11 protein-coding genes are annotated in these 13,633 nt (G+C 63.4%); 8 read left to right on the top strand and 3 right to left on the bottom strand.

The window, feature by feature from the left end; translation table 11 throughout:
- Positions 1–213: 213 nt before the first annotated feature.
- The 4 genes from AC07OK_RS17770 to pcp all read left to right on the top strand — a co-directional run bounded on the left by AC07OK_RS17770 (position 214) and on the right by pcp (position 4,951).
- Complete coding sequence (locus AC07OK_RS17770) at positions 214–2,505, top strand: TonB-dependent receptor (protein ID WP_494691547.1); 2,292 nt, start codon at positions 214–216, stop codon at positions 2,503–2,505.
- Between the two features lie 74 nt (positions 2,506–2,579).
- Positions 2,580–3,287 carry a DUF969 domain-containing protein gene (locus AC07OK_RS17765; protein ID WP_494691546.1) on the top strand — a complete coding sequence of 236 codons (708 nt, stop codon included), beginning with the start codon at positions 2,580–2,582 and terminating at the stop codon, positions 3,285–3,287.
- Positions 3,284–4,240 (top strand): DUF979 domain-containing protein, encoded by a 957-nt coding sequence (locus AC07OK_RS17760; protein WP_494691545.1) that lies wholly within the window; start codon positions 3,284–3,286, stop codon positions 4,238–4,240. Before AC07OK_RS17765 ends, AC07OK_RS17760 begins: the two co-directional genes overlap by 4 nt.
- Before the next feature lie 60 nt (positions 4,241–4,300).
- On the top strand, positions 4,301–4,951 hold the full coding sequence (pcp, locus tag AC07OK_RS17755; protein WP_492926877.1) for a pyroglutamyl-peptidase I: 651 nt from the start codon (positions 4,301–4,303) through the stop codon (positions 4,949–4,951).
- Between the two features lie 14 nt (positions 4,952–4,965).
- On the opposite strand, the gene AC07OK_RS17750 is transcribed toward pcp, so the two are convergent.
- From AC07OK_RS17750 to AC07OK_RS17740, 3 genes are read right to left on the bottom strand one after another with little or no spacing between them, the layout of a single operon-like run.
- The gene (locus tag AC07OK_RS17750) at positions 4,966–5,874 is read right to left on the bottom strand and encodes a LysR family transcriptional regulator (protein ID WP_494691544.1); all 909 of its coding nucleotides are present in this window, start codon (positions 5,872–5,874) and stop codon (positions 4,966–4,968) included.
- Positions 5,875–5,902: 28 nt separating this feature from the next.
- Positions 5,903–6,823 (bottom strand): pseudouridine-5'-phosphate glycosidase, encoded by a 921-nt coding sequence (locus AC07OK_RS17745; RefSeq protein ID WP_494691543.1) that lies wholly within the window; start codon positions 6,821–6,823, stop codon positions 5,903–5,905.
- An 11-nt stretch (positions 6,824–6,834) separates the two neighbouring features.
- The gene (locus AC07OK_RS17740; RefSeq protein ID WP_494691542.1) at positions 6,835–7,977 is read right to left on the bottom strand and encodes a carbohydrate kinase; all 1,143 of its coding nucleotides are present in this window, start codon (positions 7,975–7,977) and stop codon (positions 6,835–6,837) included.
- A 211-nt stretch (positions 7,978–8,188) separates the two neighbouring features.
- Between AC07OK_RS17740 and xapA the strand changes: the two genes are divergently transcribed.
- The 4 genes from xapA to AC07OK_RS17720 are packed head-to-tail and all read left to right on the top strand — an operon-like array spanning position 8,189 to position 13,633.
- Positions 8,189–9,028, top strand: a complete 840-nt coding sequence (gene xapA / locus AC07OK_RS17735; RefSeq protein WP_492926881.1) for a xanthosine phosphorylase — start codon at positions 8,189–8,191, stop codon at positions 9,026–9,028.
- Between the two features lie 52 nt (positions 9,029–9,080).
- Positions 9,081–10,274: a phosphopentomutase gene (locus AC07OK_RS17730; RefSeq protein WP_494691541.1), complete on the top strand. Its 1,194-nt coding sequence runs from the start codon at positions 9,081–9,083 to the stop codon at positions 10,272–10,274.
- The gene (gene deoC / locus AC07OK_RS17725) at positions 10,271–11,221 is read left to right on the top strand and encodes a deoxyribose-phosphate aldolase (protein ID WP_116992524.1); all 951 of its coding nucleotides are present in this window, start codon (positions 10,271–10,273) and stop codon (positions 11,219–11,221) included. The genes AC07OK_RS17730 and deoC overlap by 4 nt, the downstream gene beginning before the upstream one ends.
- A gap of 27 nt (positions 11,222–11,248) precedes the next feature.
- Positions 11,249–13,633, top strand: a complete 2,385-nt coding sequence (locus tag AC07OK_RS17720) for an aldehyde dehydrogenase family protein (protein ID WP_494691540.1) — start codon at positions 11,249–11,251, stop codon at positions 13,631–13,633.

Here is a 13,633-nt window from a genome sequence, read left to right as displayed (position 1 = left end):
AAATAGATATGAATCAAATCACTCAAAAAGTGAGTTTCTGTCATTTTTTTCCATGCTAGCATGGTTGGTAGTTTGCATATTCTTATGCGAAACATCGTAGTTTTGATACATTTTTACCAATATAAACAAAGACATCGCCCGCTGTCATCAACGGCGAAGGCGAGATTCTGGATTGATATTTCAACCTTGCCTACACAATAGGGAGCAGTACTCATGAGCAAAAAAAGTAATGGTTACGCAGTCCGATCGCTGATCGCGCTGGCAGTTGCAAGCGCATTTCCCCTGCACGCGGCGATGGCCGCCGACGCAGCCGCTGACGCCCCGGAAGCGGCCACCAAAGGTCAGCTGGAAACCGTGATCGTGACCGCGCAACGCCGCGCGGAAAACATCAAGGACGTGCCGATGTCGATCGCCACGCTCAAGGGCGACAAGCTCGACGTGCTGACCTCGGGCGCCGCCGACATCCGTTTCCTGGCCGGCCGTTCGCCGTCGGTCAACGTGGAATCGGACTACGGCCGCACCTTCCCGCGCTTCTACATTCGCGGCCTGGGCAACACCGACTTCGACCTGAACGCTTCCCAGCCTGTGGGCCTGGTGATGGATGACATCGTCCAGGAAAACGCCATGCTGAAAGGCTTCCCGGTGTTCGACGTGGACCAGGTTGAAGTGCTGCGCGGCCCGCAGGGCACGCTGTTCGGCCGCAACTCGCCGGCCGGTGTGATCAAGTTCGACTCGGCCAAGCCGGTCTTCAAGCAAGAGGGCTACCTGACCCTGGGCCTGGGCAACTACTCCTCCAAGACCGCCGAAGGCATGTTCAACATTCCGGTCAGCGATACCGTTGCGCTGCGCTTCTCGGGCACCAGCCAGCACCGCGGCGACCGCGTGCACAACACCAATCCAACCCCGAACAAGGGCACCCAGGACTTCGAAGGCTACGGCGACAACGCCTTCCGCCTGCAAGCGCTGGTCAAGCCGAACAAGGACATGAGCGCGCTGTTCAGCTACCACGAGCGCGACTACCACGGCAGCGCCACGCTGTTTCGCGCCAACATCATCAAGAAGGGCACCAACGACCTGGTCGACGGCTTCGACTACAACTCCTACCCGAGCGACGGCATCAACTACCAGAAGCTGACCACCAAGGGCGGCAACATCCGCCTGAAGTACAACCTGGACGACATCACGCTGCACTCGATCACCGGCTACGAGACGCTGAAGTTCAACAGCCGCGCCGACGTTGACGGCGGCTACGGCGCGTCGTACGCGCCGCCGTACGGTCCTGGCTACATCCCGTTCGCGGTTGAAACGGCCGACCTGCTGCCTAACCACAAGCAGTTCACGCAAGAGTTCCGCGCCGAGTCGAACTACAAGGGCCCGCTGCAGTGGATCGGCGGCCTGTTCTTCTTCAACGAAGACATCCAGATCGACTCGATCAGCTTTAACACCTTCGCTCCTGGCAATCCGCAGAACGCCGCCTACGCGCAGCAGTTCCAGCACGCCAAGTCGTGGGCGGCTTTCGGCTCGCTGAACTACACCGTCAGCGACAAGCTGAAGCTGCGCGGCGGCCTGCGCTACACCACCGACAAGAAGGAATTCTCGGCTGTGCGCTACGAACCGCCAAAGATGTCCGGCCCGTTCGAGATCGACAACACCTCGCACAATATGAGCTGGGACATGAGCGGCACCTATGAGCTGAACAAGACCACCAACTTGTTCGCCCGCGTGGCCACCGGCTACCGCGCGCCGTCGATGCAGGGTCGCTTGAACGGCCTGGGTGACAAGCCATCGTTCGCCGGCGCCGAAAAAGCGCTGTCGTATGAAGCCGGCATCAAGCAGGACCTGTTCGACAAGCGTGCGCGCCTGAGCGCCTCGGTGTTCCAGTACCGCGTCAAGGACAAGCAGCTGACCGCTGGTAGCGGCACGATCAACATGAATCAGCTGATCAATGCCGAGAAGGTGACCGGCCAGGGCGTTGAAGTGGACTTCCAGGCCAATCTGAGCGACGAGTTCAGCATGACCCTGGGTGGCAGCTACAACGACACCGAGATCAAGGACAAGAACCTGTTCGTGCAATACTGCGGCAACCTGCCGAACACCGCGCCTAACCCTTACGGTTGCACCCCGACCAACGCGGCCGGCCCGTTCCCAGGCACGTCCAAGATCGACGGCAACCCGCTGCCACGCGCGCCTAAGACCCAGCTGAACTTCACGCTGAAGTACAGCAAGGACGTTGGCAACGGCGAGTTCTACGCCTACACCGACTGGACCTACCGCACCAGCTACAACTTCTTCCTGTACGAAGCGCCTGAGTACAAGGCCAAGTCGCTGGTTGAAGGCGGCGTGCGCACCGGTTACAAGTGGGGCAACGGCAAGTATGAAGTGGCGCTGTTTGGCCGCAACATCACCGACAAGCGTGTGATCCTCGGCGCCATCGACTTCGACAACCTGACCGGTATGTTGAACGAGCCGCGCACCTGGGGCGGCACCTTCAAGGTCAACTTCTAAATTGACCGCTATCTGAAAATCCCCGCGCATCGTAAGATGTGCGGGGATTTTTTTTTATGGATGGAGCCTGATTCGTGAATCATACCGTCGTCAATCTGTGGCCGCTGCTCGGCGTGGCCGTCATCATCCTGGGCTTCGCGCTGCGCGCCCATCCTGTGCTGGTGGTGATCGCCGCCTGCGCCGTCACCGGCGCCGCTGCCGCCATGCCGGTCGAGCACCTGCTTGCCACCTTGGGCACTGCCTTCATCAAGACCCGCAACCTGCCGCTGATCCTGTTGCTGCCGCTGGCCGCCATCGGCCTGCTCGAGCGCTTCGGGCTGAAGGAGCATGCGCAGGCCTCGATCGCCCGCATCAAGTCCGCCACCACCGGCCGCCTGCTGATCGTCTACCTGGCGATCCGCGAGATCAGCGCGGCGTTCGGCCTGACCAGCATCGGCGGCCATCCGAACATGGTGCGCCCGCTGATCGCGCCGATGGCGGAGGGCGCCGCCGAGGTGCGCTACCCGGCGCTGACCGAGGAGCTGCGCCACCGCATCCGCGCCATGTCCGCCGCCACCGACAACGTCGGCCTGTTCTTCGGCGAAGACGTGTTCGTGGCCTTCGGCGCCATCCTGCTGATGCAGACCATCCTGCGCGCCGAGGGGCTGGAAGTCGATCCGCTGCACATGGCGCTGTGGGGCCTACCGACCGCGGTGACGGCCTTCCTCATCCACTCGTATCGCCTGCACCGGCTGGACGCGCAGATCGCCCGCGCTATGCTGGCGGTGAAGGAGCCGGCATGATACTCAAGCTCGATTACTTCTACTACGTGCTGGGCGCGATGCTGCTGCTGGTATCGTACATGTCGCTCACCGACAAGCATAATCCCAAGCGCTATTCCAGCGCCTTGTTCTGGGCCTTGTACGCCGTGATCTACCTGGCCGGCGAGCTGTTGCCGGCGGTGGCTGCGGGCGTGCTGATGGTGGTGATGGCGCTGCTCGCCGGCTTCGGCGGCGTGGCGCTGGGCCGCTACGGCGAGCGCACGCAGGAGGAACGCAAGAGCAGCGCGCAGCGGCTCGGCCATCGCTTGCTGATCCCGGCGCTGATCATCCCGGCGACGACGGTGATCGGTTCGACCCTGCTCAAGGATGTGCACCTGGGCGGCTTGCTGCTGCTCGATCCGAAGAACGCCACCTTGGTCAGCCTGGGTTGCGGTTCGCTGTTCGCGGTGGCCACCGCGTGCTGGCTGACGCGCGCCACGCCGATGCAGGCAATGCGCGAATCGCGCCGCCTGATCGATCACCTGGGCTGGGCGGTGGTGCTGCCGCACATGCTGGCGGTGCTAGGCCTGCTGTTCACCGAGGCCGGCATGGGCAAGGCGGTGGCGCACGTGGTCACGTCCTACATCAACCTTGATGTGCGGCTGGTGGCCGTGGCGGTGTATTGCATCGGCATGGCGCTGTTCACCGTCATCATGGGCAACGGCTTCGCGGCGTTTCCGGTGATCGCGGGCGGCGTCGGCATCCCGGTGCTGGTCGGCGTGTATCACGCAAATCCGGCGGTGATGGCGGCGATCGGTATGTTCAGCGCCTACTGTGGCACGCTGATGACGCCCATGGCCGCCAACTTCAATATCGTACCCGCCGCGCTGCTGGAGCTACCCGACAAGAACGCCGTGGTGAAGATCCAAGTGGGCACCGCGTTGCCGCTCTTGCTTGCTAATATTGCACTTCTTTATTTTCTAATGAACATGTGACGTGCATATGACTTGGGGTAGAGTAGCGCACAAACAGCGCAGCAAACGGAGTACATGTAGATGAAAAAGATAATATTGTTGACCGGTTTCGAACCGTTCAACAAGGAGACCATCAACCCCTCGTGGGAAGCGGTGCGCACACTTCAGGGCTGGCACGAAGGCGACTTCGTGGTCCATTCGCGCCAGTTGCCGTGCGTGTTCGGCCAGGCCAGCAAGATACTGCACCAGGCGGTGGAAGAGCTCCAGCCCAGCATCGTGATCGCGGTGGGGCAGGCGGGCGGCCGGGTCGATCTGTCGGTGGAGCGCATCGCCATCAACATCGACGACGCGCCCATCGCCGATAACCAGAAGCGGCAGATCGTCGACCAACCCATCGTCACCAACGGCCCGGCGGCCTACTTTGCGACGCTGCCGATCAAGGCCATCGTGCATGCGTTGCGCGAGGCGGGCTTGCCGTCGTCGGTGTCGCAGACGGCGGGTACGTATGTGTGCAACCACGTGTTCTATAGCCTGATGCATCAGGCGCACGAGTGGGGCACGACCATGCGCGCCGGTTTCATTCACATTCCGTATTTGCCGCAGCAGGCGGCCGCGCATCCGGGTTCGGCCAGCATGAAGCTGGAAGACATGGTCGAAGGCCTGCGCATCGCCATCCGCACTACGCTGGCCCACGATGTGGACATGCGCGAGGCGGGCGGTGTCACTCACTGAGCGCACTAGCGGTTTCAGTCGCCGCGTGCCGGCGGATTGAGGATGTTCAGGAAAGCCCGCACCACCGGCGCGTCGTCCAGCGTGGTGTAGGTGATGTAAAGGTTCGCCGACGGCGGATTGGTACGGATAGGCAGGAACACCACGCCCGGCCAGCCGATGCGGCTGGTGGTCTCCGGCAGCAGCGCCACACCCAGGCCCGCACCCACCATCGCCAGCAGCGTCTGCGGCTCGGACGCCTCCTGGAATATCGTTGGCTGGAAGCCGGCCTTCACACAGCATTGAATCAGATAGCGCGGGAAGGACGACTTGTCCAACGCCAGCGTCAGCATCGGCTCGTCGGCGATGTCGGTCAGCTCGATCGCTTCCTGCTTGGCCAACGGGTGATGCTCGTTGATGGCCACGCACACATCCTCGCGGAAGCATAGCTCCTGGCGCAGGTTGTCGTTTTTCAGGTCATCCTCGTCCAGCTTGGGCTCGCGCCAGAAGCCGACGTCGATCTGCTTGGCGCGCAGCGCATCGTATTGCAGCGTCGGACCCAGTTCGTGCAGGGTCCAGCTCACGCGCGGGAACTTGGTCTGGAACTCTTCCAGCAGGCTCGGTATCGGTCCCCACATCGCCGAGCCGACGATGCCCACCCGCAGCCGGCCCACTTCACCACGGTCGATCTGGCGGATGGTGTCGATGGTCATGCGCATCTTGCCCAGCAGGTCGGACGCTTCGCCCATCAAGGCCTTGCCCGCCACCGTCAGCTCGAAGGTGCGGGTGGTGCGGGCGAACAGCTTCACGCCCAATTCACTTTCCAGCTTCATGATCTGCTGGCTCAAAGGCGGCTGCGAAATATGCAGGCGCTCGGCGGCGCGGCTGAAACTCTTTTCTTCTGCGACGGCGAGGAAGTACTTTAGTTGTTTCAGATCGATGGACATGGCGTTCTTTGGGCGATGTGGTGCGATATCAGTGAGCCAGCATGGCCACCGCAAGGGCGGCGCCGCAACGGGCGTTGTTCTTCACCAGCGCGATATTGGTCGCCAGGCTGCGGCCCTCGGTCAGCTGCTTGATGCGGCTGAGCAGGAAGGGCGTGACGTTCTTGCCGGTCACGCCTTGCGTAGCGGCTTCCTGCAAGGCCTGCGCGGTGATGGCGTCGATCTCCGCCTTCGGCATCGCTTCTTCGGCCGGCACAGGATTGCTGACCACCACGCCGCCCTTGAGGCCCAGCTGCCACTTGGTGTGGATGAAGGTCGCCTGTTCGGCCGGCGTATCGAGCTGGAAGTCGGCGTTGAAGCCGCTCTCGCGTGTGAAGAAGGCGGGGAAGCCGCGCTGGCCCACGCTGACCACCGGCACGCCGTGGGTCTCCAAATATTCCAAGGTCAGGCCGATGTCGAGGATGGACTTGACGCCGGCGCACACCACCGCCACCGACGTTTGCGCCAGTTCCTGCAAGTCGGCCGAGATGTCGAAGCTGGTCTCTGCGCCGCGATGCACGCCGCCGATGCCGCCGGTGACGAACACCTGGATGCCGGCCAGCTCGGCGCAGATCATGGTCGCCGCGACGGTGGTGGCGCCCAGTTTCGATTGTGCCAGCACGTAGGGCAGGTCGCGGCGGCTGACCTTCATGGCGTCGGGCGAGGTGCCCAGTAGTTCCAGCTGTTCTTCCGACAGGCCGATGCAGATCTTGCCGCCGATGATGGCGATGGTGGCCGGCACGGCGCCGCCGTCGCGGATGATCTGTTCCACTTCACGCGCCATCTGCACGTTCTGCGGATACGGCATGCCGTGCGAGATGATGGTCGATTCCAGCGCGACGACAGGCTTGCCGGCGGCGCGGGCGGCCGCCACTTCGGGCGAAAACAGCAGGTAGTGATGAACAGGGTGCATGGTGTGATTCCTTATGCCTTGTTGGGGAAGAGCGGCGGGTTGTATTCCGCCGACAGGTCGAAGTCGTGGATCTCGTCGAGGACATCGGCGGCCAGCATCGGCGACACCGTCTCCTGCGATTCGAGCGTCATCGCGGCGACCTTCAGGCCGCGGCGGCAGGCCAGCGTCAGGTCGGCGCTGCCCTGGTACAGCGACCAGCAGACGGCGGCCGAGAAGGCGTCGCCGGCGCCGGTGACGTCGACCACGTCCACCTGGTGCGCGGCCAGCCAAACCAGTTCGCCGTCGCGGGTGTGGAACACGCCCTGGCTGCCGCAGGTGACGATGACGTCCTGCGCACCCTGGGCCTGCACGTCGCGGCAGGCGGCGCGCACCTCGGCTTCGGTAGGCAGCGCGCGGCCGGCGCGGGTTTCCAGCTCGCCGCGATTGAGGATCAGCAGGCGCAGGCCTTTCAGATCGGCTGGCAGGCGCGCCATCTTCGGCTGCGATACGGCCACGATCACCAGCGGCACGTTGTCGGCGCGGGCGCTGTCGAGCAGCAGGGCGATGCTGTCGGCAGGCAGGTTCAGGTCGACCACCGTCATCGCGGCGGCGGAGCGCTGCGGCTGGCGGCTGGCCAGGTAGTCCGGCGTGATGCGGTCGTACAGCGCCATGTCGGCCAACGCCACCACCAGTTCGCCGGCGTCGTCGAGGATGGCGGTGTAGGTGCCGGTCGGCGTCTCCGGCAGTTTCAGGCTGCCGCGCGTGTCGATGCCGACGCTTTCCGCGTGGTCTTGCAGGCTGCGGCCGGCCACGTCGTCGCCCAAAGCGGTGAGCAGGGCGGTCGGCAGGTTCAGGCGCGACAGGTTCTCGGCGATGTTGCGGGCCACGCCGCCGTAGACTTCCTCGGCGGTGGCGGGATTGGAGGTGCCCAGCTGCATGGCGGCGATGGTGCGCAGCTTGCGGTCCAGGTTGGCGGCGCCTATGCACATCACCGGACGCTTGTCCGGCAGCACGTAGGCGCGGCCCAGCAGGCGCCGTTCGCGTATCAAACCGGCAATATGGCCGGCCACGGCGGAGCGCGACAGGCGCAGTTCCACGGCCAGGTCTTGCTGGGAGATGAAGGGATTGGCGCGGATCAGCTGGTAGAGCTGGTCCTTCTTGGAAGAATCGGTCACGGCTTACTCGCTAAAACATTTGTCCATCATGGTAAACATTTGTTCAAATCAAGTCAATCACGCACTGCGGCTAAGTTTGCCTTCATTTATAATACCCCTGATTTATATCGCTTTAGTATAAATGCTTAAGAAAAATGGTATTTGCCATACATATGGACGATGATGCATAGTGTCAGCTTCCCCAGCCACAACAGAAAAACAGAGGATAACCATGTCTAATAATTCCCCATTCCAGGCAGCTGACATCATTCGCGCCCGTGTCCCTGCGGGCTTCAAGCCGCGCATCGCCATGATTCTGGGTTCCGGCCTGGGCGTGCTGGCGGAACAAATGACCGACGCGGTCACCATCAGTTTCAATGAACTGCCAGGCTTCCCGATCAGCACCGTGCACGGCCACGCCGGCGAACTGGTGATCGGCACCCTGTCGGGCGTGTCGGTGGTGTGCATGAAGGGCCGCGGCCACGTCTACGAAGGCTATGGCCTGGGCGTGATGACCAGCGCCGTGCGCACCATGAAGCTGCTGGGCTGCGAGATGCTGTTCGTGACCAATGCCGCGGGTTCGCTGCGCACCGAAGTCGACGCCGGCTCGCTGGTGGCGCTGACCGACCATATCAACTACCTGCCGGGCACGCCGATGATGGGCCCGAACGACGAGCGTTTCGGTCCGCGCTTCTTCAGCATGGCCAACGCCTACGACGCCGACCTGCGCGCGCTGTTGCACGCTTCGGCCAAAGAGAAGAACGTCACCCTGCACGATGGCGTGTACATCGCCTATGCCGGTCCTAACTTCGAGACTCCTGCCGAAATCCGCGCCTTCAAGACGCTGGGTGCGGACATGGTCGGCATGTCGGTGGTGCCGGAAGTGGTGTCGGCTCGTCACTGCGGTTTGAAAGTGGTCGGCGTATCGGCCATCACCAACCTGGCGGAAGGCCTGTCGCCGTTCCCGCTGTCGCACGAGCAGACGCTGAAATACGCGGCCGTCGCAGCGACCTCGCTGATTGAAGTGATCCTGGGCTTCCTGGCCAACGTGGCCAAAACGCCGCAGGCGTAAGATTCCCGAGGGGCGGCTGGTCCGCCCCTTTGCTTTTAAGGAGTTCGAAATTATGAAACGCGCATTTATCCTTTTGCTCGATTCGTTTGGTTTGGGCGCCACGCCCGATGCCGCGAAGTATAACGACGTCGGCGCCAACACCTTCGGCCACATCGCCGAGTGGGCCGCCAAGAGCGGCACGCCGATGTCGCTGCCGACCATGGAAAAACTGGGCCTGGCCGCGGCCGCCCATACCGCCAGCGGCCAGTGGGCCGCCGGCTTCGAACAGCGTGAAGGTTTCACCGCCGCCTACGGCGCCGCGCGCGAACGCTCGACCGGCAAGGACACGCAGTCCGGCCACTGGGAAATCGCCGGCGTGCCGGTGGAATTCGACTGGGGCTACTTCCCGAAAACCGTGCCGTCGTTCCCGGCCGAGCTGACCGCCAAGCTGCAGCAGCTGGCCGGCGTGCCGGGCTTCCTGGGCGACTGCCACGCATCGGGCACGGAAATCATCAACAAGCACGGCGACGAGCATGTCGCCAGCGGCAAACCTATCATCTACACTTCCGCCGACTCGGTGCTGCAAATCGCTGCGCACGAAGAATCGTTTGGCCTGGAGCGCCTGTATGAGATCTGCGAGATCGCCTTCAAGCTGGTCGAGTCATACAACATCGGCCGCGTGATCGCGCGTCCGTTCACCGGCGCCAACGGCAACTACACCCGCACCACCAACCGTCACGACTACGCGGTCGCACCGCCGGCGCCTACGCTGCTGGACCACGTGAAGAACGACGGCGGCGAAGTGATCGCCCTCGGCAAGATCAGCGACATCTTCGCGACCCAGGGCGTATCGCGCATGGTCAAGGGCAAGGACAACATGGCGCTGTTCGACGCGCTGATGAAGGTGGAAGAAGAAGCCGGCGACAAGTCGCTGACCTTTGTGAACTTCGTCGACTTCGACCAGGCCTTCGGCCACCGCCGCGACGTGACCGGCTACTCGAACGCGCTGCACGAGATGGATGCACGCCTGCCGGAGTTCATCGCCAAGCTGAAAGAGGGCGACCTGGTGGTGATCACCGCCGACCATGGTTGCGATCCAACCTGGCCTGGCTCCGACCACACCCGCGAACATATCCCGATGATCTTCTTCGGCCCGGGCGTGAAGGCGCAGAAGCTGCCTATCTCCGAATCCTTCTCCGATATCGGCCAGACGCTGGCCCACCACCTCGGCGTCAAACCACTTTCCCACGGAAGCAACCTGTTATGACTTTCAAACGTAACGAAGCGGTCCCACTGGACCTGGGCTGGATCAATCACATCCACATCAACAAAAGCGCGGCCGACCGCCGCGCCGCCAGCCTGGCGAACCGCCGCACGGTGAAGAAGGAATACCAGGCCGCCTGGCTGGTCAAGGCCATCGGCCTGATCGACCTGACCACGCTGTCCGGCGACGATACGCCGGGCCGCGTCGAACGCCTGTGCATGAAGGCCATGCGTCCCCTGCGTTCGGACCTGGTCGAGGCGTTGGGCCTGCAGGACTACAAGCTGACCACCGGCGCCGTCTGCGTGTACCACGAGATGATCAAGCCGGCGACCCAGGTGCTGCAAGGCCGCCTGCCTATCGCCGCCGTGTCGACCGGCTTCCCGGCTGGCTTGACCAGCATGGAAACCAAGGTGCGCGAGATCGAATTGTCGGTGGCCGCAGGCGCGACCGAGATCGACATCGTCATCACCCGCCAGCACGTTTTGACGGGCAACTGGCAAGCGCTGTACGACGAGATGCTGGCCTACCGCAAGGCTTGCGGCGAAGCGCACGTCAAGGCCATCCTGGCGACCGGTGAACTGGTCACGCTGGAAAACGTGGCCAAGGCTTCGTGGGTTTGCATGATGGCCGGCGCGGACTTCATCAAAACCTCGACCGGCAAAGAGCCGGTCAACGCAACGATCCCGGTGTCGCTGACGATGGTGCGCGCGATCCGCGACTACCACGAGCAGACCGGCTTCAAGATCGGCTACAAACCGGCCGGCGGCGTGGGCACGGCCAAGGCCGCGCTGCAGTACCTGTCGCTGATGAAGGAAGAACTGGGCAATGAGTGGCTGGAGCCGCACCTGTTCCGCATCGGCGCATCGAGCCTGCTGACCGACATCGAACGCCAGCTTGAGCACTATGTGACCGGCAACTACTCCGCCGCACATCGTCATGCTCAACCCTAACGCGCACCCATAAGAACGGAATACGTCATGCCTTCAATTAAAGAGATCCTGAATACCATGGAATACGGCCCAGCACCGGAAAGCACGAAAGAAGCGCAAGCGTGGCTGGAGCAGCATGGCCGCGCCTTTGGCCTGTTCATCGACAACCAGTGGAGTGAGCCGGGCGAGTTGTTCGCCTCGACCAATCCTGCCGATGCAGCCAAGCTGGCCGACCTGACCCAGGCCACCGGCAGCGACGTCGATCGCGCCGTGGCAGCCGCGCGCGCCGCGCAGCCGGGCTGGCAGGCGCTGGGCGGTCATGGCCGCGCCAAGGTCATGTACTCGCTGGCCCGCCTGATGCAGAAACACGCGCGCCTGTTCGCCGTGCTGGAAACGCTGGACAACGGCAAGACCATCCGCGAAACCCGCGATGTCGACCTGCCGCTGGTGGCGCGTCACTTCTACTACCACGCCGGTTGGGCGCAACTGCAAGCCGAAGAATTCGCGGACTACCGCGCCGTCGGCGTGGTTGGCCAGATCGTGCCGTGGAATTTCCCGCTGCTGATGCTGTCGTGGAAAATCGCACCGGCCATGGCCGCTGGTAACACCATCGTCTTCAAGCCGGCCGAGTTCACGTCGCTGACCGCGATGCTGTTCGCCGAGATCTGCGTGCAGGCCGGCGTGCCTGCCGGTGTGGTCAACATCGTCACCGGCGACGGCCGCGTGGGCGAAGCCATCGTCAACCATCCAGGCATCGACAAGCTGGCCTTCACCGGCTCGACCGAAGTGGGCCGCTTGATCCGCATCGCCACCGCAGGCAGCGGCAAGAAGCTGTCGCTGGAACTGGGAGGCAAGTCGCCGTTCATCGTCTTCGACGACGCCGACCTGGATGCCGCCGTTGAAGGCCTGGTCGATTCGATCTGGTTCAATCAGGGCCAGGTATGCTGCGCGGGTTCGCGCCTGCTGGTGCAGGAATCGGTGCAGGACAAGTTCCTGGCCAAGCTGCGCGCCCGCATGGACAAGCTGACCCTCGGCTCGCCACTGGACAAGTCGATGGACATCGGCGCCCTGGTCGATCCGGTGCAGCAGCAGCGCATCGCCGGCCTGGTGGAATCGGCCCGCGCCGAAGGTTGCGAGGTTTATCAGCCCAAGTGCGAAATCCCGGCCAACGGCTCGTGGTTCCCTCCGACGCTGATCACCGGCGCTTCGACTTCCGCCGCCGTGGCGCAGGCCGAAATCTTCGGACCGGTGCTGGTGGCGATGAGCTTCCGCACTCCGCCGGAAGCCGTGCAACTGGCGAACAACACCGTCTACGGCCTGGCCGCTTGCGTCTGGACCGAGAACATCTCGCTGGCGCTGGACGTCGCTCCGCAGATCAAGGCCGGCGTGGTGTGGATTAACACCGCCAACCAGTTCGACGCCGCTTGCGGCTTCGGCGGCTACCGCGAATCCGGCTTTGGCCGTGAAGGCGGCCGCGAAGGCATGTACGAATACCTGACCGCCAAATCGGAAGATGCGCGTCCTGCGACGCCAGTGGTGGAAGCCAAGGCCAAAGCTAAGGCATCCGCACCGGCAGCAGGTGGCGCGTTCGCCATCGACCGCACCGCCAAGCTGTACATCGGCGGCAAGCAGGCTCGCCCTGACGGCGCCTACAGCCGCGCGATCCACGGTGCCGACGGCGCCTTCATCGGCGAAGTCGGCGAAGGCAATCGCAAGGACATCCGCAACGCGGTGGAAGCGGCGCACAAGGCCGGCGGCTGGGCGAAAGCCACGTCGCACAACCGCGCACAGGTTCTGTACTACATCGCAGAAAACCTGGCCGCGCGCGGCGAGGAATTCGCAGCCCGCATCGCCGCGATGACCGGTTCCAAGAACGCGGAAAAAGAAGTGCAGGCTTCGATCGAGCGCCTGTTCTACTACGCCGCATGGGCCGACAAGTACGACGGCCTGGCGCACCAGCCGCCGATGCACGGCATCACCGTGGCGCTGAACGAACCGGTCGGCGTGATCGGCATCGTCTGCCCGAACGAGTCGCCGCTGCTGGGCTTCATCTCGCTGGTGGCGCCGGCTATCGCGCTGGGCAACCGCGTGGTGGTGGTGCCGTCGGAAGCGCATCCGCTGTCGGCCACCGATCTGTATCAGGTGTTCGATACGTCGGACCTGCCGGACGGCGTGGTCAACATCGTCACCGGTTCGGCCGACGAACTGGCGCGCACGCTGGCGACGCACTCGGATATCGACGCGGTTTGGCGTCATGACGGCTCGGCCGAAGGCTGTGCTGAAGTGGAGCGCCTGTCGGCTGCTTCGCTCAAGCGCACCTGGGTCGGCGGCGCGAAAGGGCGTGACTGGTACAGTACCGCGCAATCGGGCGGCCGCGCGGTGTTGGCGCATGCATCGCAAGTTAAAAACGTCTGGATTCCTTACGGCGTCTAA

The organism is Duganella sp. GW821-FHT07G03, from assembly GCF_059418605.1.
The sequence above is the reverse complement of the archived record's forward strand: the minus strand, read 5'-3'. Positions and strand labels throughout refer to the sequence as shown.